This is a genomic window from Pseudosulfitobacter pseudonitzschiae (assembly GCF_002222635.1).
GTDB lineage: Bacteria > Pseudomonadota > Alphaproteobacteria > Rhodobacterales > Rhodobacteraceae > Pseudosulfitobacter > Pseudosulfitobacter pseudonitzschiae_A.
Window position 1 is genome coordinate 807924 of record NZ_CP022415.1, and the last position, 22107, is coordinate 830030.

The 22107-nt window shown below is 61.1% G+C and carries 25 protein-coding genes; 11 read left to right on the forward strand and 14 right to left on the reverse strand.

The features are described 5' to 3' along the window. Positions 1-71 precede the first annotated feature (71 nt). Positions 72-1274, reverse strand: coding sequence for a pyridoxal phosphate-dependent aminotransferase (locus SULPSESMR1_RS03810; RefSeq protein WP_089419625.1), 1203 nt, complete (start codon positions 1272-1274; stop codon positions 72-74). 94 nt (positions 1275-1368) lie between these two features. On the opposite strand from SULPSESMR1_RS03810, the gene SULPSESMR1_RS03815 reads away from it, so the two are divergent. From SULPSESMR1_RS03815 to SULPSESMR1_RS03825, 3 genes are all read left to right on the forward strand, one after another. Further along, positions 1369-1767: a helix-turn-helix domain-containing protein gene (locus SULPSESMR1_RS03815; RefSeq protein ID WP_089422126.1), complete on the forward strand. Its 399-nt coding sequence runs from the start codon at positions 1369-1371 to the stop codon at positions 1765-1767. Further along, a complete protein-coding gene (locus tag SULPSESMR1_RS03820; RefSeq protein ID WP_089419626.1) occupies positions 1760-2026 on the forward strand; it encodes a succinate dehydrogenase assembly factor 2 in 267 nt (88 codons plus the stop codon). Before SULPSESMR1_RS03815 ends, SULPSESMR1_RS03820 begins: the two co-directional genes overlap by 8 nt. Before the next feature lie 96 nt (positions 2027-2122). Then, positions 2123-2635: a MarR family winged helix-turn-helix transcriptional regulator gene (locus SULPSESMR1_RS03825; RefSeq protein WP_089419627.1), complete on the forward strand. Its 513-nt coding sequence runs from the start codon at positions 2123-2125 to the stop codon at positions 2633-2635. Positions 2636-2701: 66 nt separating this feature from the next. On the opposite strand, the gene SULPSESMR1_RS03830 is transcribed toward SULPSESMR1_RS03825, so the two are convergent. The 5 genes from SULPSESMR1_RS03830 to SULPSESMR1_RS03850 all read right to left on the reverse strand — a co-directional run bounded on the left by SULPSESMR1_RS03830 (position 2702) and on the right by SULPSESMR1_RS03850 (position 7036). Then, positions 2702-3415: a DUF1194 domain-containing protein gene (locus SULPSESMR1_RS03830; RefSeq protein WP_089419628.1), complete on the reverse strand. Its 714-nt coding sequence runs from the start codon at positions 3413-3415 to the stop codon at positions 2702-2704. Beyond that, positions 3412-4119, reverse strand: a complete 708-nt coding sequence (locus SULPSESMR1_RS03835) for a DUF1194 domain-containing protein (protein WP_240311273.1) — start codon at positions 4117-4119, stop codon at positions 3412-3414. The genes SULPSESMR1_RS03830 and SULPSESMR1_RS03835 overlap by 4 nt, the downstream gene beginning before the upstream one ends. Positions 4120-4121: 2 nt before the next feature. Beyond that, positions 4122-4550, reverse strand: a complete 429-nt coding sequence (locus SULPSESMR1_RS03840) for a VOC family protein (protein ID WP_089419630.1) — start codon at positions 4548-4550, stop codon at positions 4122-4124. Positions 4551-4669: 119 nt separating this feature from the next. Further along, positions 4670-6055, reverse strand: a complete 1386-nt coding sequence (locus tag SULPSESMR1_RS03845) for a hypothetical protein (RefSeq protein WP_089419631.1) — start codon at positions 6053-6055, stop codon at positions 4670-4672. A gap of 39 nt (positions 6056-6094) precedes the next feature. Further along, on the reverse strand, positions 6095-7036 hold the full coding sequence (locus SULPSESMR1_RS03850) for a hypothetical protein (RefSeq protein ID WP_089419632.1): 942 nt from the start codon (positions 7034-7036) through the stop codon (positions 6095-6097). Positions 7037-7231: 195 nt separating this feature from the next. Here SULPSESMR1_RS03850 and thyX point away from each other — a divergent pair, with 195 nt between their 5' ends. Continuing rightward, positions 7232-8137 carry an FAD-dependent thymidylate synthase gene (gene thyX, locus SULPSESMR1_RS03855; protein ID WP_089419633.1) on the forward strand — a complete coding sequence of 302 codons (906 nt, stop codon included), beginning with the start codon at positions 7232-7234 and terminating at the stop codon, positions 8135-8137. Next, positions 8134-9051 carry a GIY-YIG nuclease family protein gene (locus tag SULPSESMR1_RS03860; RefSeq protein WP_114284502.1) on the forward strand — a complete coding sequence of 306 codons (918 nt, stop codon included), beginning with the start codon at positions 8134-8136 and terminating at the stop codon, positions 9049-9051. Before thyX ends, SULPSESMR1_RS03860 begins: the two co-directional genes overlap by 4 nt. A 703-nt stretch (positions 9052-9754) precedes the next feature. Here SULPSESMR1_RS03860 and SULPSESMR1_RS03865 read toward each other — a convergent pair. Then, complete coding sequence (locus SULPSESMR1_RS03865; RefSeq protein ID WP_089419635.1) at positions 9755-9961, reverse strand: cold-shock protein; 207 nt, start codon at positions 9959-9961, stop codon at positions 9755-9757. A 185-nt stretch (positions 9962-10146) separates the two neighbouring features. On the opposite strand from SULPSESMR1_RS03865, the gene SULPSESMR1_RS03870 reads away from it, so the two are divergent. Further along, positions 10147-10467 carry an arsenate reductase family protein gene (locus SULPSESMR1_RS03870; RefSeq protein WP_089419636.1) on the forward strand — a complete coding sequence of 107 codons (321 nt, stop codon included), beginning with the start codon at positions 10147-10149 and terminating at the stop codon, positions 10465-10467. Between the two features lie 23 nt (positions 10468-10490). On the opposite strand, the gene SULPSESMR1_RS03875 is transcribed toward SULPSESMR1_RS03870, so the two are convergent. The 6 genes from SULPSESMR1_RS03875 to SULPSESMR1_RS03900 form a co-directional block, all read right to left on the reverse strand. Continuing rightward, positions 10491-11027 (reverse strand): DoxX family protein, encoded by a 537-nt coding sequence (locus SULPSESMR1_RS03875; protein WP_089419637.1) that lies wholly within the window; start codon positions 11025-11027, stop codon positions 10491-10493. Next, a complete protein-coding gene (locus SULPSESMR1_RS03880; protein WP_089419638.1) occupies positions 11024-11773 on the reverse strand; it encodes an HvfC/BufC family peptide modification chaperone in 750 nt (249 codons plus the stop codon). Before SULPSESMR1_RS03880 ends, SULPSESMR1_RS03875 begins: the two co-directional genes overlap by 4 nt. Beyond that, the gene (gene bufB / locus SULPSESMR1_RS03885) at positions 11770-12621 is read right to left on the reverse strand and encodes an MNIO family bufferin maturase (protein WP_089419639.1); all 852 of its coding nucleotides are present in this window, start codon (positions 12619-12621) and stop codon (positions 11770-11772) included. The genes SULPSESMR1_RS03880 and bufB overlap by 4 nt, the downstream gene beginning before the upstream one ends. A gap of 60 nt (positions 12622-12681) precedes the next feature. Continuing rightward, entirely contained in the window at positions 12682-12984 is a 303-nt protein-coding gene (locus SULPSESMR1_RS03890) for a BufA1 family periplasmic bufferin-type metallophore (protein WP_089419640.1), read from the reverse strand. A gap of 260 nt (positions 12985-13244) precedes the next feature. Next, positions 13245-15227: a threonine--tRNA ligase gene (thrS, locus tag SULPSESMR1_RS03895; RefSeq protein WP_089419641.1), complete on the reverse strand. Its 1983-nt coding sequence runs from the start codon at positions 15225-15227 to the stop codon at positions 13245-13247. An 89-nt stretch (positions 15228-15316) separates the two neighbouring features. Continuing rightward, positions 15317-16531 carry an MFS transporter gene (locus tag SULPSESMR1_RS03900; protein ID WP_089419642.1) on the reverse strand — a complete coding sequence of 405 codons (1215 nt, stop codon included), beginning with the start codon at positions 16529-16531 and terminating at the stop codon, positions 15317-15319. 131 nt (positions 16532-16662) lie between these two features. On the opposite strand from SULPSESMR1_RS03900, the gene SULPSESMR1_RS03905 reads away from it, so the two are divergent. The 5 genes from SULPSESMR1_RS03905 (at position 16663) to SULPSESMR1_RS03925 (ending at position 20288) form a co-directional block, all read left to right on the forward strand. Beyond that, positions 16663-17415 carry an alpha/beta fold hydrolase gene (locus SULPSESMR1_RS03905; RefSeq protein WP_089419643.1) on the forward strand — a complete coding sequence of 251 codons (753 nt, stop codon included), beginning with the start codon at positions 16663-16665 and terminating at the stop codon, positions 17413-17415. Beyond that, a complete protein-coding gene (locus tag SULPSESMR1_RS03910; RefSeq protein ID WP_089419644.1) occupies positions 17415-18407 on the forward strand; it encodes an alpha/beta hydrolase in 993 nt (330 codons plus the stop codon). Before SULPSESMR1_RS03905 ends, SULPSESMR1_RS03910 begins: the two co-directional genes overlap by 1 nt. Further along, positions 18407-18835, forward strand: coding sequence for a VOC family protein (locus SULPSESMR1_RS03915; protein WP_089419645.1), 429 nt, complete (start codon positions 18407-18409; stop codon positions 18833-18835). The genes SULPSESMR1_RS03910 and SULPSESMR1_RS03915 overlap by 1 nt, the downstream gene beginning before the upstream one ends. Positions 18836-18852: 17 nt before the next feature. Continuing rightward, positions 18853-19464, forward strand: coding sequence for a hypothetical protein (locus tag SULPSESMR1_RS03920; protein ID WP_089422127.1), 612 nt, complete (start codon positions 18853-18855; stop codon positions 19462-19464). A gap of 110 nt (positions 19465-19574) precedes the next feature. Continuing rightward, positions 19575-20288 carry an alpha/beta fold hydrolase gene (locus tag SULPSESMR1_RS03925; RefSeq protein WP_089422128.1) on the forward strand — a complete coding sequence of 238 codons (714 nt, stop codon included), beginning with the start codon at positions 19575-19577 and terminating at the stop codon, positions 20286-20288. 69 nt (positions 20289-20357) lie between these two features. Here the strand turns inward: SULPSESMR1_RS03925 and SULPSESMR1_RS03930 are convergent, their stop codons facing one another. Beyond that, a complete protein-coding gene (locus SULPSESMR1_RS03930) occupies positions 20358-21998 on the reverse strand; it encodes an ABC transporter substrate-binding protein (protein WP_089419646.1) in 1641 nt (546 codons plus the stop codon). Positions 21999-22107 lie beyond the last annotated feature (109 nt).

A 22107-nucleotide genomic window follows, 5' to 3' on the forward strand; every position in this document is an offset into this window, starting at 1 on the left:
AAAGCCGTTTAGAATTTAGGCAATGACTACAACTGCCGAATCGGCGGGGCACTAAAGCCCCGCCAACCCTCTCAGGTCAGGGCCGCGCAGAATTTCTGTATCCGCGTGCATGCCTCTGTCAGCGCCTCGTCCGACGTCGCATAGCTGACGCGAAAGTTCGGGCTTAACCCGAAAGCCGCGCCAAAGACCACCGCGACGCCGGTTTCCTCCAGCAATGCCGTGGCAAAGGCCTCGTCGTCGGCAATTTTCACCCCCGCAGGGCTGGTCTTGCCGATCAGTTCCGCAATCGAGGGATAGACGTAAAACGCCCCTTCCGGCGTCGGGCAGGAAATGCCCTGTGCCGCGTTCAGCATTTCAACCACCAGATTGCGGCGGCGCACAAAGGCGGCGTTGTTGTCCGCAATAAAATCATGCGGCCCGTTCAGCGCCTCGACGGCGGCCCACTGGCTGATCGAACAGGGGTTCGACGTGGACTGCGACTGCACCTTGCGCATTGCCTTGATCAACTCCTCGGGCCCGGCGGCATAGCCGATCCGCCAGCCCGTCATCGCATAGGCCTTGGACACGCCGTTGACCGTCAGGGTGCGGTCGTAAAGCCGCGGCTCCACCTCGGCCGGCGTGCAGAACGCGAAATCGTCATAGGACATGTGCTCGTACATATCGTCCGTCATCACCCAGACATGCGGGTGGCGCATCAGCACATCGGTCAGCGCCTTCAACTCGTCGCGGCTGTATCCCGCCCCCGTCGGGTTCGACGGCGAGTTGAAGATGAACCACTTGGTGTTGGGCGTGATCGCCGCCTCAAGCTGGTCGGCGGTCAGCTTGAAACCGGTCTGCAACGACGCCTCGGCCACCACCGGCGTGCCTCCGGCCAGCAGCACCATATCGGGGTAGCTGACCCAATAGGGCGCGGGGATCACCACCTCGTCGCCCTCGTTCAGCGTCGCCATCAGCGCGTTGTACAGCACCTGCTTGCCGCCCGACGACACCGACACCTGCGCAGGCACATAATCCAGCCCGTTGTCGCGCTTGAACTTGGCGCAGATCGCCTGTTTCAACTCGGCAATGCCATCCACAGCGGTGTATTTCGTCTTGCCCAGTGCAATCGCCACTACGGCGGCGTCCTTGATATGCTGGGGCGTGTCGAAATCCGGCTCACCGGCGCCCAGCCCGATGATATCCTTGCCTGCAGCCTTCAACTCCGCCGCCTTGTTTGATACGGCTATGGTCGGAGACGGTTTGACACGTTCCAGTGTCGCAGAAAGCAGTTTCATCTGAGCCTCGCAGGTCTAGGATTACATGGGACTCATAGGCGCGGGCCGAAGCGCGATCAAGCAACTTAACCACCAATGCAAAGAGGACATGACCATGACCGACGAAAGCAACGACTGGTACAGCCAAGAGGCAGCAACCTTTGGTGACAGGGTGGCCGCCGCGCGCGAGGCCGCAGGTCTGAGCCAAAAGGAACTGGCCCGCCGCCTGGGCGTGCGCCTGTCCACCGTGCGCGGATGGGAAGACGACCGCTCCGAGCCGCGCGCCAACCGCCTGTCGATGATGGCGGGGCTGTTGAACGTGTCGATGATGTGGCTGATCAACGGCGAAGGCGACGGTCTGGCCTCGCCCGAGGAAGATCCGCTGCCGCGCGACATGCGCCTGCTGCTGGCCGACCTGCGGTCACTGCGCGCCGATCTGGTGTCCAAGGCCGAACAGGTGGCCCGAATGGAAAAAACCTTGCGCAAGCTGGTACAGGAAACAACCGATGTCTGAAGTGCACGAACACCGTCTGAAACGCCTGAAAATGCGCTCGATGCGGCGCGGGATCAAGGAAATGGATATCATCCTCGAAGCCTATGCCGACGACACGCTGCATCTGATGGATGACGCGGAACTGACGCTTTACGACGAGATGCTGAACGAAAATGATCAGGATCTCTATCAATGGGTCACGGGGCAGGTTGCCGCCCCGCCCAGATTCTCGGGGCTGATCGGGCGGATTTCCCTGCAATTCCAGGGCTCTGTCCTGTAAAGTTACAGCACTTGCAAAGTGGCCGGACCCACTTAACGGTTTATTGTCAAATTCGACGCATTCTCTCTCGCAGAATGAACGAGTCGGAGAACAACAATGAGCATTCAGGAACCCGCGCTGCGGGTCCCCGGGGAACGTCCTCCGGGCAAGAGTTTCATCGTCAGCTACCTTGAGTCGCTGTCGCTGGTCGAACGGCTGCACCGTCTGCTGCTGGACGTGATCAAGGACGAATTCGAACGCGTCGGCGTGCTGGAAATCAACGCGGTGCAGGCGCTGTTGCTGTTCAACATCGGCGACAACGAGGTGACAGCGGGCGAGCTGAAAAGCCGTGGCTACTATCAGGGCAGCAACGTCAGCTATAACCTGAAAAAGCTGGTCGAAATGGGCTATATGCACCACCAGCGCTGCGAGGTCGACCGCCGCTCGGTGCGGGTGCGGCTGACCGAAAACGGGCGCATGATCCGCAACACCGTCAGCGATCTGTTCGAACGCCACGCCGAAGGGTTGCAAGCCGCCAACGTCCTGCGTGCCGACGGTATCGACGACATCACCAGCACCCTGAAACGGGTGGAACGCTATTGGACGGACCAGATCCGCTATATCTATTGACAGCAGCCACCCGCTGCTTGGCAGTTCGGCCCTTCGGGGAGAGTTTTTCTGGCAAGATGAAGCGGATCAGGGGCGGACAATTTGCCCGATGACCAAGGTCTGCAATTCACGCTCCAGCTTGCGTTGCATTGCTTCGGCATAGCCGTCATAGCCCAAAGCGGTTTCAACAAAGGCATCCGCGCCCAAAATTACCTCGGCGCGGAAATAGGAACTCAACTCGCCAATCTCGGATTGTCTGCGGTCCCCGGCTGTCGGGGTGTCCGCCCCGATGACCAGCGCATTGATGGTCACGCCGCGGCCCGCCAGTTGCCTTTTCACGTCGCGCGGACGCGGCCCGAGGTTGGATTGCCCGTCGCCCGAGATGTCCAGCGTGCGCAGGGTGCAATCGGTCTGCTCCAGCAGCGCCGCACCGTGTTGCATGGCCGATCCCAGACCGGTTCCGGGCGAACGTGGCACGCGGTTCGTGCCGCGCAATGTGGCAATGATGCCGTCCAGAATGTGCTCGGATGTGATGTCGGTCCACGGCACCAGCAGCGTGGTGTCGTCGGGGCTGCTCCACTCGAAAACCGACAGGCGCACAGGGGTCTGCGGCAATTGCATCAGCGCCTGACGCACCGTGCCCGCCTCCAGCGCCTGCGCCAGCCCGTCCAGTTGCTGGCGGTATTCGCGCGCATCGACAGAACCGGACACATCCAGCGCCAGCGCCAGCGCCTGACGGCACGCCGCCTGCGCCTGTCCTGCGCAGAGCATCGCGCACAAAAGCAGCGCCAGCCGTGTCATCCCTGACTGCTTTCATCCCGCAGCGCCCCGATCACCGGTGGCGACAGCTCGCGCACCAGCTTGCGACGCATCGCGCGCTCGTAATCCTCGAATCCCTGCGCCACTTCCAGAAACGCCCCCGAACCGTGCAAAACCTCGCGCTGGTAAAAGGCGATCAATCCCACCTCGGCCTCGAAATCGGCGGCATTGACCACCAGACCGTTCACCGTGATCCCGTCGAACGCAAAGGCATCATAGGCGGTCGCCGGCCCGAAACCGTCGTTGTTCTGCCCGTCACCGGCCATGTCCAGCGTGCGGTACAGACACTGCGGCGCGCGCTCGAACAGCCCCGCGCCATATCCCAGCGCGTACCCCATCGCGGTGGGGAAATCATTGTGCGACCGCTGCGACACGGCCACGGTCTCGGCTGCCATCAACAGGTCTGCGGGGCTGCGCACCAGCACCCAGTCCAGCACCATGGACTGATTGTATCGCCCCGACCATTCGTAAACCGCCAGCGCCACAGGGTCATTCGTGGCAAAAAACGCCGCGCGCACTTCGGGTGCGGTCAGCGCCGCCACCAGCCCCTGCCGCTGCAACGTATCCTCGGTCGGATCCACCGACGACGATACGTCCAGCGCCAGCACCAGCGCCAACCGGCACTGTTCGGCTGCGGCGGGCAGGGCCGTCAGGCCCCACCACAATGCGATCAGGGCGCGTTTCACCTTTACCAGTGACCGGTGTTTTCCATGCTGGCCCACGGCTCTTGCGGGGCCAGCGCGTCACCTGCCTGAAGCAACTCGATCGAGATATTGTCAGGCGAACGCACAAAGGCCATATGCCCGTCGCGCGGCGGGCGGTTGATGGTCACACCGTTGTCCTGCAGTTTCTGGCACATCGCATAGATGTCATCGACCGCATAGGCCAGATGCCCGAAATGACGGCTGTCATCGGGCAGTTTGTCGTCGCCATCCCAGTTATAGGTCAGCTCGACGGGGCAGTCTTCCTGCCCTTCGGGGGCCATGAAAATCAGCGAAAAACGCCCCTGTTCGCTGTCCATGCGGCGGGTCTCTTTCAGGCCCAGCATTTCGAAAAAGGCCATGGATTTCTCCAGATCCTTTACCCGAACCATCGTGTGCAAGTACTTCAGCGCCATTGTTGCGTCCTTTCGTCTTTGAAGTCACGGCTAACACTAGCACGGGCACGCCCGAGGGCCAGAGCACATTGCCGTGCAAAACGGTTGATCGGGACAGGCCAAGAAAGGGCAGGGGGCAATCAGAACCGCGACTTGATCTCGAAGCCGATGGAAATCTCGTCGCCCTCATAGCGGCTGACATTGCTTTGGCGTTGACCGGCGCGCAGCCGCACCGACGGGGCAAAGCCCGCATAGTCGTAATCCTCGAAGAACAGGGTGATGTCGCCGTAGGCCGACATATCCTGACGCCCGCCCGGAACCGAGATCCACCCCACGCGAAAATCGTCGAATTGCGACTGGCCAAAGGTCAGCGATGCGCTGATCTGCGCGGGCCCGACGGATTTGCCAAAATGATAAGAGGCCCGCAGGCTTGACGACTGCTGGCGCATGTTGATGTGGTCTGCATCCACATCAGACAGTGAAAAAGACAGCGCAACGCTGTCGCCGCGCTCCAGCTTGTGGCTGATCTGGGCGCCGAATGTGGTCAGGGTCTGGTCCTGACTGTCGCGAAAGGCCGAATTGCGCTCTTCCAGCGATGCGTTAAAACGCAACCGCGTGCGCGCGCCCAGCTTGATCGACCGGCTGCCACGCACCACCGCGAAATCATAGTTTTCTTCCGATCCGGACCATGTACGGCCCACGGCCACCCCGACTGACGCAGTGTTGCCCGCCTTGCCCCAGCGGAAATGCCGGTCAATCGACAGATCGGCATAGGTGCTGCCCAGATCGGACCCGCTCAGTCCCGGCGCCGCCGCCTTGGCCTCGGATGACAGCGACACCCGTTTGACATACAGCCGCGCGCCAATCTGGGTGGCAGCGGTTTTGGACTGGGAAATGCGATACCCCAGCGCCACGTCGGTGGTTGCAATGGTGCCCGAAAGCGCCTGTGCGCTGCCGCTCAGACTGCCGATGATCGGCACGCCGTCGATCAGTTGCAATGCGCTGTCCGACCCGCTGTTCACATTGTCCGACGGCGTTACACTGCCCCCGATGCGAAAGCTGAACGGGTTCATCCTGCGCACCCGCGCATAATCGGCGCCAATGCGTTTCATGTCATGTTCATTGGTGGTGTTGGTGGCCGCACGGCGCAGCCAGATCTGGGTCAGCGTCGGGCGGTTGTCCAGCATCGCGGCCCGTGCGGCAAACTGCGCGGCCTTCAGGCGGGCCTTGGACGTGTCGCTGGCGCGATAGGCACGCCCCGCCGCCACCCGTGACGCCCGATGATTGCCCAGTTGCGCTTCGGCAGCGGCGACAATGGCCAGCGCATTGGCGTCCTTCGCATTGGCCTGCAACAGACTGCGCCCCAGCTTCAGCGCCAGGTCCGCATCGCCCCGGCTCAACGCCACATGCGCCAGTGCCCGCGCCTCGCCCAGCGTGATGTTCTGACCGGCGGGTGTGCCATGCGGCTGCGCGACCGCCATCGCCGCACCAAGGCTAAGCGCTGCGATGGCCGCAAAGCGCATCATGTGGCAGAAGGGGGGCACCGGATCAGATCGCCAGCAGGCTCAGCCGTCCACGTCCGCGCAAATGGCAGCCGTTGCCTCGGGGCCACCGCATTTGCCCAGAACCCAGACACCGTATTCGTTCTCTGCGGTCGTGCTTGTAACCAGGTGGTCTTCCATAAAGACCACACCGGCCATCGCTTCGCTTTCGACGCCGCCAAAGATGCCGCCATAGTCCCCGATATCTGTTGTCCCGTCGCGCATGCGCACGTCTCCGAAATACGTCCCGTCGCTGTCGATCGTGGTGGGGTCGAACTCGATGTCAGCCACCTCCAGCACCGTATCTCCGGGCGGCAACAGGCTGTCGTCCAGATCCAGCTCGCGGTCATAGATCGCCCCTTTCAACGTGTTGTCCGAGAAATCCACGTTGAAGAAAATCTTGCCCGTCACCTTGGCCGATTGCGCCGGGATCAACGCATCGTCCGTGCCGGGGGGCACCACCGCAATATCCGTCCGGTCGCTGGGCAGGTTGGTCAGCCCGACATAATCGCCCGCATAGGTCACCTCGCCACTGTCGGGCGTCACCACATGGGGGCTGTAAGCACCGTCGCGGGCATAGGCACCGCCACCGTTATAGGTGCCAAACTGCCCGCCCGTCACCACAATGCCCGCGCGCGTGCCGTTGATGTCGTGCACATAGGCCGTCGCGTGCTGGTCCAGCGGATCATCCTGCGCGGTAAAGGCCACATAGCCCGGAACATCCAGCCCCGGTGCCCTGCGATAGACCGATTCCAGCGCGTCCTCGTCCAGACCCACGCCGGTCACGGTCAGCGTGCCGGTGGTGGGGTTATAGCTGAAACTGTCCAGATCACTTGCCAGCGTTTCCGGAATGGCGCCACTGGTCGTATCACCGTCGGTGTCCGTCGGAGTGCCGGAGAAAGGGTTGCCATCACCACATGCGGCAACCAGCGCCAGAACGGCGATGCCTGAAAGTAAACGGGTCATTTGCGACCACCTTTTTTTGTTAAACTGCTGCCTCGTTTTCATCAAATTCCCCGCAAACACATGCAAAGTCAACGAAACTGTGAACAACCCTGAATAGATGTGTCTTACCGGCGACCACGATATAGCGGTTCACGGATGGCTCGCCGCTAGATAAGGTGACGCCCTATCAGATTCTGTGCCAAAAGGATTCGCGCAATGCCTCTCAGCCCCGATCAACAAGCCGAAGTCGACGCCCTGCGGGACACCCCGCAATCCACCCTGCGCGCCACTGTGCCCGGCATCGAACAGCACCTTTACAAGCCGCACGACGTGCTCGACCACGGCTTTGTCCGCGTCATCGACTATATGGGCGACGACAGCGCCATCTGTCAGGCCGCCCGCGTGTCCTATGGCAAGGGCACCAAATCCGTCCAGAACGACGAAGGTCTGATCCGCTACCTGATGCGCCACTGGCACTCGACCCCCTTCGAGATGTGCGAGATCAAACTGCACGTCAAACTGCCCGTCTTTGTCGCCCGCCAGTGGATCAGGCACCGCACCGCCAACGTCAACGAATACTCGGCCCGCTATTCGATCCTCGACCGCGAATTCTACATTCCCGCCCCCGACCACCTGAACGCGCAATCCGTGGTCAACAATCAGGGCCGCGGCGCGCTGCTCGAGGGCGAAGAGGCCGCCCGCGTCCTCGACATCCTCAAGGCCGACAGCAACCGCGCCTATGACCACTACGAACAGATGATTTCCGACGACGGCCAGTCCGGTCTGGCCCGCGAACTGGCCCGCATGAACCTGCCCGCCAACATCTACACCCAATGGTACTGGAAGGTTGACCTGCACAACCTCTTCCACTTCCTGCGCCTGCGCGCCGACGCCCACGCCCAATACGAAATCCGCGTCTACGCCGACGCGATCGCCAAAGTCGTCGCCGACTGGGTGCCCGCCGCCTACGGCGCCTTCGAAGACTACCGCATGGGCGGCGCCCAACTGTCGGCCAAAGGGCTGGACTGCGTGCGCCGGATGCTCAAAGGCGAGCAGGTGACGCAAGAGACATCGGGCATGTCCAAGGGAGAATGGCGGGAATTTGAGGGGGTAATTGGGTGAACATAGGTCGTTCTGTCCGTCTTTATCTTGCTGATGGAAAGGCTACCGGCATCCTGACTGCTGAAATAATGAATTGGACTGGTCATTTACTTGCAGCGCCAAGAACAAGGTCTGAAGATGCTTTCAGTAGGTCGGAGCTAAAAAGAACAGGGGTTTACCTCCTAATCGGACCTGATGATGAAGGGTCCGATTTGACCAAGGTCTATGTTGGGGAAGGTGATGAAATTGAAAAACGCCTTTACTCTCATAATAAGGATAAGGATTTTTGGGATAGGTTTGTAGCGATAACTAGTAAAGACATGAACCTTACAAAAGCTCATGTGCGTTATCTTGAAGGTCGTTTGCTGGCGCTTTTGAAAGAGGCTAGAAAATCAAAGATTGAGAATAAGGATATTCCCCAATTCGATTTACTTCCGGAGGCAGATAAATCGGATATGGAATCTTTCCTGTCAGAAATCCAGTTGATATTACCTGTTATCGGTGTCGAGATATTCAAAAAGCCTTCACTTAAACCCGACAGGAAAGAGTCGTTGATCCTTGGTGACGAAGGAGAGTACGAAGTTCAATTCGAGTTGGAAAACGTTAAGGCTGGTATTGTAGCAACCGCTCGTGAAGATGCGGGGGAATTTGTTGTGGAGGAAGGGTCAATAGGTGCATCGCGTCAAGCTCGCTCTTTTAATGATAGAAATAAGGCGGCTCGCGATGAAGCTTTTGAAACGGGAAGGATCCTAAAAGTTGGCGATACAAACTTCCGTCTTCTTCAGGACATCTCTTTTTCCAGCCCTAGTGCTGCGTCAGTGTTTCTTTTTGGTACAAGTCGAAATGGCCGGACCGACTGGATCGTAAAAGGTCGGAACGTTAATTATGGTGACTGGAAAGATGCTCAGATTGAAGCAAAGATGCAGGGCGGGTAGCTGAGATTATTTTCATAAGTATGCGTGTTTAACCACACCGCCCGGCGGCACCGCCGGGCAGCGCCCGAACCACCCCCACGGGGCGGGCGCTCCACGCCCACCCCTCGGTTCGGGCGCGGCCCTCTGCAAACCATATAACCCGACCACGCCCTCGGGGCTCCGCCCGTTCAGGCACAAAGCCATCCACCGGACGGTTTCCAGGATGCCCTTTGCCCCCACGGGGCAGATGTTCGCTTGCAAACACCAAGAGGCCGACGGCACCACGCACCTTGAGTCCGGACTTGGTGCCCAGTTGAAAGATCATAGCGTACGGCACGCCCCCCCCTCAAAAAAAACCACAGCGGCAGCGCATAGAATCCGGTCGAATTAACCCTTTCCCCGCGCCATTTTCCCCGCAGCACTCCATCCCGTACATATCCCGCCCGAATATGTACAACACCGCCAAAATCCGCGATTTTACGGCCAAATCCCCGCCGCGATCTTGTACAGGATTGCCGTGAATATGTACCCAACTGTCAAATCCACGCCCCGCACAGGCGCGCGGACCCGTCGAAATCCCGCCGTAAACCCGCCGCACGGTCGGTCACATCCGTGCGCACGCGCCCGAAACTGCCCCATCGGCACCGGGGGCTGCACCTACGACTGACCGTAATCACCGTTCAAAGGGCCCGACTGACCGTCGGGCCACTTGCTCCGTTCGGGATCAAAGCAACGTCAAATCCGACGCCATCTGACGCCCGTCACGCCCCTCCGACAACTCGTAACTGACCTTCTGATTGTCAGCCAAACCCGTCAATCCGGACCTTTCCACTGCTGAAATATGAACAAAAACATCATTCCCACCTTCCTCCGGTGCGATGAAGCCATATCCTTTTGTGGTGTTGAACCACTTCACGGTGCCCGTTGGCATAATCCCGTGCCTCCTTCTACCTTACGTTCACTCCCGCATACCCACGGGACATTGCTGTCGCAGCGCATCAAATGCGATGTCACCGCCACATTTATAAACATTGATCAAGCTAGGAAAAAATCAAGAAAAAGCCCTGTAATCCGAGGGCAGATTCCCTATTTTGCTCTTTAAGTAGGAGGACGATGATGAAGATTTACGGTCTGAAAACATGCGACACCTGCCGCAAGGCGATCAAGGTGTTGCCGCAGGCGGAATTCGTTGATGTGCGCAAGGACGGTGTGCCGGACGATGTGATGGCGCAGGCGCAAGCGATCTTTGGCGACACGCTGACCAACACCCGCAGCACCACATGGCGGGCGCTGGATGACACCGCGCGGCAACAGCCACAAGCCACGCTTCTGGCCGCGCATCCCGCACTGATGAAGCGTCCGCTGATCGTCTCCGGTGACCGGATGTATCTGGGCTGGGATGCGGCCACCCGCGATGCGCTGGGCGTCGGCGCCTAGGATTATCGCCCCAAAACCCGGTGTCAAAGCTTCGAGCGGCGCATCGCTCTGGCTGCCGCATCCACGCTCAGCGGCCCCGCGCCCTTGATCACCAGCACCACCAGCAGCATCACCCAAAGGGCGCGCTGGTCGGCAATGGCCGCGCCCGCGACATGGTCGAACCACGCGCCGGTGGTCTTGGCGCCGACCTCGTGGCCAAAGATGTCGACATAGCTTTGCACCGCGACAAACCCGATCATCCCCAACGCACTCAGCCGTGTCAGCAGGCCGATGGTGATGAACAGCGGCAACACAAATTCAGCCCAGGTGCCCAGAACCGCCACCAGCCAATGCCCCGCACCCAATTGCGACTGGTCATAGCCTGCCGCTTCCATCGCCTTGGGGAAAATCTGCACATAGGCGGTGTCCGAAAGCCAGATCAGACCTGTAATGCCGTCGCCCAACTTGGTCAGCGCCGAAACCCAGAAATAGAACAGCAGCACTCCGGCAAAGATCAGGCGGGCCAACGTCGGCAGCAGCCAGTCCGCGCGTGCCAGCAGGCTGGAGTAGAATTGGGTCATGCGGAGTATTTCCCTGTTCGTCCGGTCAGGGCGTTCTGCGCAAACAGCAGCCCCATCGATGTGGCAATATCGCAGTTCGGGTCGACCGCATTGGCCGCATCCTGCGCTGCATCCAGCGTGGCGCCGGCCATCAACGCCGCGATCCATGCGCTTTGGGCGGGCGACAGGGGGTGCGGCGCGGGGTCGAATTCGGCGCGGGTGACCAGAACGTGCTGGGCCACGGGCTGTGGTTTTGGGGCAGCCTCTTCGGTGTTGAAACGCCAGATGTCGAACAGCGGCCAGACCGAGCTGATCAGATGGACCGTTGGTGCAAACACCAGTTGCGTATCTGCAAGCTGTTCTGGCGCAAGATCTGCCAGTGCCACAGCCTCTAGCGGTGTGCTGTCAGCAGCGTGGTATGACAAGCGCAAGGCCTGTTCCAGCCGCGCCACATCGCTCAGATACCCCAGATGCGCCAACTGAGGAACATCCGCCAGAAAGGCATCAAAGCCATCGCCATAGCGTTGCATGACCGGCTGGGTGGGCGGGTGCGCGCGGATGAAAGCTCCGGCAACGATGTCGAAATTGGCGGCCCCGATCAGCTTGCGCACCACCGGAAATCCTGCGCGCATCACGTCCGTCAGCGATTGCATCACGTTGTTGCGGTAAACGTCAAAGCGTTTGCCAGCTGCACCGCCATGCCCGTCGTGCAGCCCCTTTGGTGCGGGTTGATCTGGGTCCAGCAAGGCGCGGTAAAACGGCGTCATTCCAGCGCCAGCGCGTCTGCGATGCGGTCGGCCTCGGATCGCAGGGTGGGCCAGTCGGGCACGTCATTGTCCCATTCGACCAGCACGGGCAGGGGCCCTGTGCGCGCCAGCACGCGGGCCAGCAGCATCCAGACCGGACCCACCACCGGGGTGTCGTGACTGTCGATCAGCAGGCGTGCACCGTGTTCGTCCGCATCCTCGGCGTGGCCGCCCACATGCACCTCGCGCACGGCGTCAAGCGGATAGGCGTCGATATAGGCGTCGGCGCTGGTGCCAAGGTTGGTGGCCGAGATGAACACGTTGTTCACATCCAACAGCAGCCCACAGCCGGTGCGGCGCACCAGTTCGGCCAGAAACTCGGTCTCGGCCCATGTGCTGCTTTCAAAGGCCAGATAGCTCGACGGATTTTCCAGCAGCATCCGGCGGCCCAACGTGTCTTGCACCTGATTGATATGGGCGGCCACATGGGTCAGCGTCGCATCGGTATAGGGCAGGGGCAACAGGTCATTCATGAACTCGGCACCGTGGGTAGACCACGCCAGATGCTCGGAAAAACTGTCAGGTTTCAGCCAGTCGCACAGGTGTTTCAGCCGCGCCAGATGCTCTGTGTCCAGATCCTGCGCGCCGCCGATGCTCAGTCCCACACCGTGAACCGAGGTGGCAAACCGTTCGGACAGCGCACGCAACTGGGCAATCTGGCGTCCGCCATCGGCCATATAGTTTTCGGCATGAACTTCGATCCAGCGCACGGGGCCGGGATCGGTGGCCAGGCCCTGAAAATGCGCGGGCTTAAAGCCGACGCCGGGCGCGTTTGGCAATGTATCGGGTGTGCGGTGCGTGTCCAGCATGGGGGGTGGCCTTTTCCGCAGGGGGGCATCGGGCCGGATGCGGCCCGATGCGCAGCTGCCTTATGCGGGCAGGTCGCGGTTCAGTTCGTCCAGCGACCCTTCGCGCGGGGTGCCGTCTGCCATCGCGGGCAGTTCGATTTCGGTGCAGGTGCCCGCATCGACCAGCGTCCATGCGTTGCCCTGATAATCGACAGTCGAGGTGCCCGCGCAGGTGGTGCCTTCGCCCGCCTTGCACGAATTTTCGCCCGCCAGCGAGATGCCATAGCACTTTTCCTTGGTGGCGGCGCTGACGCCACCTGTCTGGGTGGCCATTGCGGCGGCGACAGCACCCAACAGGGCGACGGTTTTCATTGAATTCGACATCTTAAATCTCCCTAAAACACGTAATCCTGATCCGGACGCTTGCGGCCCTTGATGTCAGATTACCGTGGCACCCTTTACCCTACCACTCACGAGCCTGTGAGTCACAGCGGTGTTATTGAAAGCTGGCACAAGAGGGCAAATTTTACAGAACAGAAGTTAAATATTTCATCATGTCAGCGCCCGTTCGGGTCATGACGGGCGCATTGTAACAATTTCTGCGGCGCAGCACCGGACCTGCTGGGGGTGCCGCGCCAATTGTGTCAGTCTTTCAGGTCGGGCGGTGTGGCCTCAACAGCCAGCGCCTGCAACACGTCGTCCAGCGCTTGCACGCTGGTCTGTTTTTCGCCCAGACGCCGCACCGACAGCGTGCGTTCTTCGACTTCGCGCGCGCCCACGGCAAGGATCACAGGCACCTTGCCAACCGAATGTTCACGCACCTTGTAGTTGATCTTTTCGTTGCGCAAATCGGCTTCGGCGCGCACGCCTTTGGCCTGCAACGCTGCAACAACCTCTTGCACATAGTCATCCGCATCCGAAATGATCGACGCCACGACGACCTGACGCGGCGCCAGCCAGAATGGCAGTTTGCCCGCGTGCTCTTCGATCAGGATGCCGATGAACCGCTCGAACGATCCCAGTGTCGCACGGTGCAGCATAAAGGGTCGTGCCTTGGCCCCGTCCTGGGCGATATACGTGGCCCCCAGCCGTTCGGGCAGGTTCGGGTCAACCTGGAACGTGCCGCACTGCCAGACGCGTCCGATCGCGTCGGTCAGGTAAAAGTCCAGCTTGGGGCCGTAGAATGCACCGTCGCCTGCTTCCAACGTATAGGTGCGTCCGGTTTTTCGGATCGCCCCTTCCAGTGCGTTCTCGACGTAGTCCCACGATTCCTCGGTGCCGACCCGCTTTTCGGGGCGGGTGGCGAATTTGATCTCGAAGGTCGGAAAGCCCAGTTCGGCGTAGATATCGGCAAGGAATTCGATGAAACGGGCACATTCCGCTTCGATCTGGTCCTCGGTGCAAAAGATATGCGCGTCGTCCTGGGTAAAGCCGCGCACCCGCATGATGCCGTGCAGCGCACCCGATGGTTCGAACCGTGCGCACGAGCCAAATTCGGCCAGCCGCAGCGGCAGGTCGCGATAGGATTTGAGACCCTGATTGAACACCTGCACGTGGCAGGGGCAGTTCATCGGCTTCAGCGCGTTGATGCGGGTCGCGGCCTTGTTCTTGACTTCGGCGTCGTCATTCTCGCCATCGCGGCTCTCGTCGACCTCGACGATGAACATGTGGTGCTGGTATTTTTCCCAGTGACCCGATGCTTCCCACAGCTTGCGGTCCACGACCTGAGGTGTGTTGATTTCGCGATAGCCGCCCGCGCGCTGCTTGCGGCGCATGTAGTCCTGCAATTCGGTGTAGATGGTCCAGCCGTTGGGATGCCAGAATACCTGCCCCGGCGCCTCTTCCTGCATATGGAACAGTTCCATTTCACGGCCCAGCTTGCGGTGGTCGCGTTTGGCGGCTTCTTCCAGCATGTTCAGATGCGCGCGCAGCTTTTCCTTGCCGGTGAAGGCCACGCCATAGATGCGTTGCAGCATCTGGCGGCTGCTGTCTCCGCGCCAATAGGCACCGGCAATCGACATCAGCTTGAACGCGTCACCCGGAACCTGCCCGGTATGTTGCAGGTGCGGACCACGGCACAAATCCTGCCAGTCGCCGTGCCAGTACATGCGTAGCGGCTCGTCGCCCGGAATACCTTCGATCAGCTCGACCTTATAGGGTTCGTCACGGTCTTGGTAGTATTTGATCGCCACATCGCGGTCCCAGACCTCGGTGCGGACGGGATCGCGCTTGTTGATGATCTCTTTCATCTTCTTTTCGATGGCACCCAGATCTTCGGGGGTAAACGGCTCGGCGCGGTCAAAGTCGTAATACCAGCCGTCCTTGATCACCGGGCCGATGGTGACCTTGGTGTCGGGCCAGATTTCCTGTACCGCGCGGGCCATAATATGTGCAAGATCGTGGCGCACCAACTCGTTGGCCTGTTCTTCGTCCTGCATTGTGTGAATGGCGATCTGCGCATCGGCATGGATCGGCCACTGCAAGTCCCAGTGCTGGCCGTTGACGGTCGCGCTGATGGCTTTTTTGGCCAGTGATTTCGAAATGCTGTCCGCGACGGCGGCGGCGGTGACACCGGCCTCGTAGTCGCGTGCATTGCCATCGGGAAAGGTAAGGGAGACTTGGGCCATCTTGGCACTCCTCGTCAGTTTGGCGCCCACGGAACGCCCGGTTGCGGGTTATATGTGTGGCAGCCTTGTGGCGGGGCAGGGCGGCTGCGTCAAGTGGTTGAGGGCACCTTGGGTGACATTCGTGCCGACAGCAGCAAATGCACCAGTGCGACGGCCATGCCGCATGCCGCAGCGAAGCCCAGCGCAGACAGCCCTGCATGCAACAAAACCCAGCCGCCGATGGCCGACCCGACAGCGGCCCCCACATAGATTGCGGCGGCATTCAGCGCCAGCACCACGGTGGCCTGTGAACCGGCAAGCCCGATCAGCCGCGATTGCTGTGCTGCCATAAAGGCCCAGCCGGTCATCGACCAGATCACTGTCAGCGCCAGCAGCTGCACATTGGCAACCGGCAACAGCGAATAGACCGGAAGCAGGATAATCTGGCAAATGCACAGAGAAACCAGCGTGCGCCGCCATCCCAGACGGTCGGTCAGCAGCCCGCTGGCCAGATTGCCGATCACAGCACCCACACCGGTAACAGCCAGAACCAAGGTCACCCCGTCACGGCCATATCCCATCGTTTCGCTCAAAAGCGGGGCCATATAGGTGTAAAGAATATAGGTCGCCCCCAGAAAGGTGCTGGTGAACAGCACCGCAAGGATCATCCGCAGATTGCCCAGCACCGCGCCCAGATCCCGCAGCGTGGTCGGCTGGAATTTCAGACCGGCGGGCACATGGTGCCAGATCATCGCGATACACGGCAGAGCCAGCGCAACAACGCTCCAGAACCCCCAGCGCCAGCCGAAAGTATAGGCAATCCAGCTGCCCGCAGGCACACCCAGCACCTGTGCCACGCTGAACCCGAAAAAAACCATCGCTAGCACCCGCGCACGCTGCTCGGGCGGAAACAGGGCCGCAGCAGTGGCGGCGGCCACGGGGGTGAACAGGCCCGCACCCGCTGCGGCCAGAACACGGCCCCCGTTCAGCACCAACAACGAGGGCGCCAGCGCCGAGGCCAGCGCAGCCAGTCCGAACATCGACAGCCCCAACGCCATCACCCGCCGCCGCCCGATCCGGCCCGTCACGGCCACCAGCACCGGCGACAACACGGCATAGGCCACCGCATAGACGGTCAGCAATTGTCCGGCATGGGCGGGCGTAATCTTCAGGTCGGTGCCCAAGGGCTCAAGCATCCCGATGATAATAAATGCCCCTACGCCGATCAGGAAATTCGACAGGGTCAGGACAGGGATCAACATTTTCGGGGGCGCTTGCATGTCGCAACCTTTGCGTTGGCCACGCAGGAAGTGCAAGGCCCGCATTCACCATCGCCTTGCGCCTGCGCCGGGGCAAGATCCAGTAGGTACAAGATACCACGATCCCGCAATATTCGTGTTGAACGCGCCCGCATCCCTGCGCAGACTGCGGCCAAACCTGACCCAAGGAGCCGTCCATGCCCGACCCGCAGTTTCTGGAAACACCCCAAGGCCGCCGTATCGCCTATCACCTGACTGCGGGCGATGGCCCCTGCGTGGTATTTCTGGGGGGGCTAAAGTCCGACATGGAAGGCACCAAGGCCGTGCACCTCGAAACGTGGTGCGCCGCCAAAGGCCGCCCGTTCCTGCGGTTCGACTACTCCGGTCACGGCCAAAGCAGCGGCACCTTCGAGGAAGGCTGCATCGGTGACTGGGCCGAGGACACCGCCGCCGCGATCACCACTCTGACCACGGGCAAGGTGATCCTCGTGGGCTCGTCGATGGGCGGCTGGCAATCGCTGCTGTTTGCCCGTGCGCATCCCACTCGCGTCGCAGGGCTGGTTACCATCGCTGCGGCACCGGATTTCACCGAAGACGGCTATTGGGCGAATTTCACCGACGACCAAAAGACGGCGTTGGAACGCGACGGCCAGATCGCCATGCCGTCGGATTATATGGAACCCTTTATCATCACCAAACGCATGATCGACGATGGCCGCAGCCGACTGGTGCTGCGCGATCCGCTGCCGTTGCCCTTTGCGGTCCGCTGCCTGCAAGGCACCGCTGACAGCGCCGTCAGCACGCAAACCGCTGTGCGCCTGCTGAACCACGCCAACAGCCCCGACATGAGGCTGTTGCTGGTCAAGGACGCCGACCACCGCTTTTCCGACGGGCCGTGCCTTGGCCTGATCGAACAGGCAGTGACGGATGTCATTGCGGCGGCCGCGTGATGCACGTGCGCCCGGTTCTTGGTTGGCTCGGCATCGCGCTGATGACGGCGCTGGCCGCGCTGATTGCATTTGGCCCGCGCGAACCGGCGCCTCTGGATATGCATTTCGACCTTTCGCAGTTCGAAGACGGCGTTGCCGCCCATTTCGACCGCACCGAGGCCCGCTTTGACGACATCACTGCGGGCGCCGAGAAACGGGTGATCTGGGCCGGTGCGCCCGAACAAAAAACCGGCTGGTCGGTGCTTTATGTCCACGGCTTTTCTGCCACCTCCGAAGAAATCCGCCCCGTCCCCGACCGTGTGGCGCAGGCGCTGGGCGCAAACCTGATCTACACCCGCTTGCAGGGTCACGGACGCAGCAGCGCCGCGATGGGCGACGCCACGGTGGCAGGCTGGATGGCGGATATGGCCGAAGGTCTGGCCGCAGCAAAGACCCTTGGTGACAAGGTGATCCTGATCGGCACATCGACGGGCGCCACATTGATCACGGCGGCGGCGCAAAGCCCGATCGACATGGAGGGGGTGGCGGGTGTCGTCCTTGTCTCGCCCAACTATGGCGTCAATAATCCTTTTGCCCGCGTCCTGACATGGCCTGCCGCACGCATTTGGGCACCTTGGATCGCGGGCGAAACCATCAGCTTTACGCCGCGCAACGCGGCACAGGAAGAATACTGGACTACGTCCTATCCGTCCGTCGCAACCCTGCCGATGGGCGCGCTGATCAAGGCGGTGAACGCGTTGGATCACCGCCAGTTCCTGACGCCTGCCTTGTTCTGGTATTCGGACAACGATCAAGTGGTGCAGCCCGCTGCCACCGACCATGTGCGCCGCCGATGGGGCGCAGACTGGCACACGGTGGTCACGCGGGCCTACCCCGACCTCAAGCAGGGCGATGACCCTAACGCCCATGTGATCGCCGGCGATATCATGTCCCCGGGCCAGAACGATATGATGGTCTCGGGCATACTGGGCTGGATAAAGGAGATTGAATGATGGAACAGCGGATCAGCCTGATCACCCTTGGCGTGCGCGATCTTGCCGCGCAAACCGCATTTTACACCGCGCTGGGCTGGCAACCGGTGGACAGCCCCGACGGGGTCGTGGCCTTTGACCTGATCGGACAGACGCTGGGTCTGTACCCGCTTGAGGATCTGGCGCGGGACATGGGTCTGCCGGTAGACGCGCTGGGGCACGGAGCGGTGACGCTGGCCTATAACGTGCGGGACAAAGAGCAGGTCGCGCCGCTGTTGGCACAGGCCGAGGCGGCGGGTGCGCGCATCCTGAAACCTGCGCATGATGTCTTCTGGGGCGGGCATATCGGTTACTTTGCCGACCCCGAAGGGCACATCTGGGAAATCGCCCACAATCCCTTTGCCCCGCTGGCACCAGACGGCGCATTTCAATGGAACGGGGCCGTCTGATGCGCCCGCCCCGCAGTATGCGCGGGCTGGAGAACCTCGGGCGTGTGCGCCTGTCAAAACATTTCTACATGCGCGATTTTCTCTATTCCGAGATCGGCAGCCTGCATGGCATCGCCAACGTGCCCACCGATCCCGACCTTGCTATCGCCAACGGGCGCGCGCTGTGTCGCGATCTGCTGGACCCGCTGACCGAAACCTTCGGGCGGCTGGCGATCCGGTCTGGATACCGGTCGCCCGCGCTGAACCGCTTTGGCAATGAAAACGGGCTGAATTGTGCGCGCAATGACAACCCGATGGAATGTCATATCTGGGATCGGGCAGGGGGTGCGCAGGCCATTGCAGGCACGTCACTTGCGATCCCGTGGTTTGCCGATCGCTATGCGCAGGGGCGCGACTGGCGCGATCTGGCGTGGTGGCTGCATGACCATCTGCCCTATTCGGCGATCTGGTTCTTTCCCAAGCTCTGCGCGTTCAATCTGGACTGGCGGCCCACGCCGCTGCGCACCATATCCAGCTATATCGCGCCCAAGGGGATGTTGCTGCGCGCAGGCGCCGAACCGGACGAGGAGCCAAAGCAACGCCGCACACGCTATGCAGATTTTCCGGCCTTTCGCGGATTGGTCCTGTAATAGCCAGGGGGCTGGTTTCCGCTTGATCCGGCGTGGGTTAACCCTTGTAGCAGGCCCGCGCATACGACATGCTGCCCTGCAAAAGCTGCACGAACAAGCGCGAGACAGGCATGGCCGAACCTTTGGTTCTAATCCCCGGAATGATGTGCGACGCGCGACTTTACGATGCGCAGATCGCTGCCTTTTCCAACGAGATTTGCGTGACCCTCGCACCGGTAACCCAAGGCGAGCGGATCGAGGAGATTGCATCGAACCTGCTGGACCAGTTGCCCAAACGCTTTGCATTGGCGGGCTTGGGACTTGGCGCGATGGTGGCGATGGAGATTTTGCGCCGCGCCCCCGACCGCGTCAGCCGCATCGCGTTGATCGCGACCAATGCGCAGGCCGAAACACCGCAAAACGCCGCCGCCCGCGAGTTGCTGATTGTCGGCGCACGGTCGGGACGGCTGGACGAGGTGATGCGCACGCAATTGAAACCAGAGCATCTGGCCCCCGGCACTGCCCGTACAACTGTGCAGGCACAGGTGGCCAGAATGGCACAGGCGCTGGGGCCAGAGGTGTTTGTGCGCCAGTCGCGCGCCATGCAACGCCGCCGCGACCAGCAAAGCACGCTGCGCAAATGCAAGGTTCCGACGCTGGTGATGTGCGGGGCACATGACACGCTGACACCGGTCAAGCATCACAGTTTTATGGCTGAACTGATCCCCTATGCGAAACTGGTCGTGCTTGAGGGAGCGGGGCATTTGCCACCGCTGGAACAGCCCCAAGCGACCAGCGCGGCGCTGAGGGACTGGATGAAGCAGCCACTGGTTCTGCGCAGCTGACACAGTGATGTCGGGAAAACGGCAAACGGCCCGACCCCGCAAGAGGGCCGGGCCGCGTCTTCAGTGCGATTAGGCCGCGTAGCCCAGTTTCGCGACGTGAATTTCAAACGTCGGGTGCATTTCCGCACCGATCACCTCGGGTTTGTGGTGACGGTAGATCGAGCGCCAGTATGGCTGCACAATCACACCTTCGTCCTGCATGATCTTTTCCAGCTTGGCCATCACTTCGCGGCGCTCGTCCGCATTGGCAATGGCCAGCGCATCGCTCAGCAGGCCGTCGAACTCGGCGTTGGAAAAGGCGCTTTCGTTCCATGCTTCGCCCGACCGGTAGGCCAGTGCCAGAACCTGCACGCCAAGCGGGCGCTGGGCCCAGTCGGTGGACGACAGCGGATACTTGAGCCAGTCGTTCCAGAAGGTCGAACCGGGCAGGATCGTGCGTTTCACGCTGATCCCCGCATCGCGCAGCATGGCGGCAGCGGCGTCGGTGGTGTCCTTGCGCCATGTGTCGTCGATCGAAATCAGCTCGTGTTCAAAGTCACCCAAGCCCGCTTCTTCCATCAGCGCCTTGGCGGCGGCGGGGTCAAAGACAGGTGCGGGCAGCTCTGCATATTCGGGGTGGATCGGCGAGACGTGGTGGTTTTCGGCCACACGCCCATTGCCGGCAAAGCCCAGCTCCAGCAGCACCTTGTTGTCGATTGCCATCGCCAATGCACGGCGCACGCGCGCGTCGGCATAGGGTTTGACGCCATCAACTTCCGCTGCCTGATTGGCGCGGATCACAACGGTGTTGGCGGTGACAGCTTCGGACTTGCTCCAGCCGATGTCGTCCATGATCGGGATGAATTCACCGATGCTTTCATAGACCATGTCCACCTCGTCCGAGTCGACGGCCGCCACGATGCTGGCCTGATCGGTGCCAAAGTCCAGATATTCGATACGGTCCAGATAGGCGCCTTCTCCCCACCAGTTGTGGTCTTCGTTCTTGACCAGCACTGCGCGCACGCCAACCTCGAATTCTTCGGGCAGGTAGGGGCCTGTGCCGATGGGATTGTCCAGCGGATCACCGTTAAAGCTTGAGTGGACGATGGCCGCCGGATAGTCGGAAAAGCCTGCGATCAGGGTAATGTCGGGTTTGCCAGGTGTCAGTACGACGGTTGTGTCGTCTGCCACAGTGATCGCGCCGTCGCGGGCCTTGCCGGTTTCTTCATCCACCAGCGACGACATGCGCGAGGCCATCGAATTGCCTTCGACGCCCTTTTCGCACCAGCGCGCGATGTTGAAGGCCACGTCTTCGGCGGTAAAGGCGTCGCCATTGCTCCATGTCACACCGGGGCGGACCTTCAGCGTATATTCGGTGGCGTCGTCGTTGACCTCCCAGCTTTCCAGAAGCGCGGGTTTGAAACTGCCGTCGACCTGGTATTCAACCAGATACTCCAGATAGCCGCGGGTAAAATTCGACATCTGTGGCCAGTCAAAGGTGCGCGGATCTTTCAGCGCCTTAACCGAAGATTCGATGCGCAGGGTGCCGCCCGACTGGGCGTGGGCCGCGGCATGTACCGGCTGGACCAGACCCAAAAGCCCATAGGCGGCGCTGGCACTGACGCCCAATGCGGTGGCGCGGGTCATGAACTCACGGCGTGACAGGGTGCCTGCGGCAACTTCGTCCGCGTAATCGCGTGCGGCGGGGTGAATGGTTTTGGAAAATGTCATGAAACTCTCATCTGTTCTCGTGAGGAGTCTAAAGCGACCGGCCATCGCTGACCCTGATCGCTCCGAGCACGGTCATCGCACTCTGTCGTCGTAAGAAATAGAATAGCAC

What these genes read in the sequence shown, in the direction of transcription:
- SULPSESMR1_RS03815 (WP_089422126.1), top strand. Translation starts at nt 1,369, where the DNA reads ATGACCGACGAAAGCAACGACTGGTACAGCCAAGAGGCAGCAACCTTT.
- thyX (WP_089419633.1), top strand. Translation starts at nt 7,232, where the DNA reads ATGCCTCTCAGCCCCGATCAACAAGCCGAAGTCGACGCCCTGCGGGAC.
- SULPSESMR1_RS03920 (WP_089422127.1), top strand. Translation starts at nt 18,853, where the DNA reads ATGCGCGGGCTGGAGAACCTCGGGCGTGTGCGCCTGTCAAAACATTTC.
- SULPSESMR1_RS03910 (WP_089419644.1), top strand. Translation starts at nt 17,415, where the DNA reads ATGCACGTGCGCCCGGTTCTTGGTTGGCTCGGCATCGCGCTGATGACG.
- bufB (WP_089419639.1), bottom strand. Translation starts at nt 12,621, where the DNA reads ATGCTGGACACGCACCGCACACCCGATACATTGCCAAACGCGCCCGGC.
- thrS (WP_089419641.1), bottom strand. Translation starts at nt 15,227, where the DNA reads ATGGCCCAAGTCTCCCTTACCTTTCCCGATGGCAATGCACGCGACTAC.
- SULPSESMR1_RS03850 (WP_089419632.1), bottom strand. Translation starts at nt 7,036, where the DNA reads ATGACCCGTTTACTTTCAGGCATCGCCGTTCTGGCGCTGGTTGCCGCA.
- SULPSESMR1_RS03870 (WP_089419636.1), top strand. Translation starts at nt 10,147, where the DNA reads ATGAAGATTTACGGTCTGAAAACATGCGACACCTGCCGCAAGGCGATC.
- SULPSESMR1_RS03900 (WP_089419642.1), bottom strand. Translation starts at nt 16,531, where the DNA reads ATGCGGGCCTTGCACTTCCTGCGTGGCCAACGCAAAGGTTGCGACATG.
- SULPSESMR1_RS03925 (WP_089422128.1), top strand. Translation starts at nt 19,575, where the DNA reads ATGGCCGAACCTTTGGTTCTAATCCCCGGAATGATGTGCGACGCGCGA.
- SULPSESMR1_RS03820 (WP_089419626.1), top strand. Translation starts at nt 1,760, where the DNA reads ATGTCTGAAGTGCACGAACACCGTCTGAAACGCCTGAAAATGCGCTCG.
- SULPSESMR1_RS03830 (WP_089419628.1), bottom strand. Translation starts at nt 3,415, where the DNA reads ATGACACGGCTGGCGCTGCTTTTGTGCGCGATGCTCTGCGCAGGACAG.
- SULPSESMR1_RS03890 (WP_089419640.1), bottom strand. Translation starts at nt 12,984, where the DNA reads ATGTCGAATTCAATGAAAACCGTCGCCCTGTTGGGTGCTGTCGCCGCC.
- SULPSESMR1_RS03840 (WP_089419630.1), bottom strand. Translation starts at nt 4,550, where the DNA reads ATGGCGCTGAAGTACTTGCACACGATGGTTCGGGTAAAGGATCTGGAG.
- SULPSESMR1_RS03905 (WP_089419643.1), top strand. Translation starts at nt 16,663, where the DNA reads ATGCCCGACCCGCAGTTTCTGGAAACACCCCAAGGCCGCCGTATCGCC.
- SULPSESMR1_RS03810 (WP_089419625.1), bottom strand. Translation starts at nt 1,274, where the DNA reads ATGAAACTGCTTTCTGCGACACTGGAACGTGTCAAACCGTCTCCGACC.
- SULPSESMR1_RS03845 (WP_089419631.1), bottom strand. Translation starts at nt 6,055, where the DNA reads ATGATGCGCTTTGCGGCCATCGCAGCGCTTAGCCTTGGTGCGGCGATG.
- SULPSESMR1_RS03825 (WP_089419627.1), top strand. Translation starts at nt 2,123, where the DNA reads ATGAGCATTCAGGAACCCGCGCTGCGGGTCCCCGGGGAACGTCCTCCG.
- SULPSESMR1_RS03915 (WP_089419645.1), top strand. Translation starts at nt 18,407, where the DNA reads ATGGAACAGCGGATCAGCCTGATCACCCTTGGCGTGCGCGATCTTGCC.
- SULPSESMR1_RS03930 (WP_089419646.1), bottom strand. Translation starts at nt 21,998, where the DNA reads ATGACATTTTCCAAAACCATTCACCCCGCCGCACGCGATTACGCGGAC.
- SULPSESMR1_RS03880 (WP_089419638.1), bottom strand. Translation starts at nt 11,773, where the DNA reads ATGACGCCGTTTTACCGCGCCTTGCTGGACCCAGATCAACCCGCACCA.
- SULPSESMR1_RS03865 (WP_089419635.1), bottom strand. Translation starts at nt 9,961, where the DNA reads ATGCCAACGGGCACCGTGAAGTGGTTCAACACCACAAAAGGATATGGC.
- SULPSESMR1_RS03875 (WP_089419637.1), bottom strand. Translation starts at nt 11,027, where the DNA reads ATGACCCAATTCTACTCCAGCCTGCTGGCACGCGCGGACTGGCTGCTG.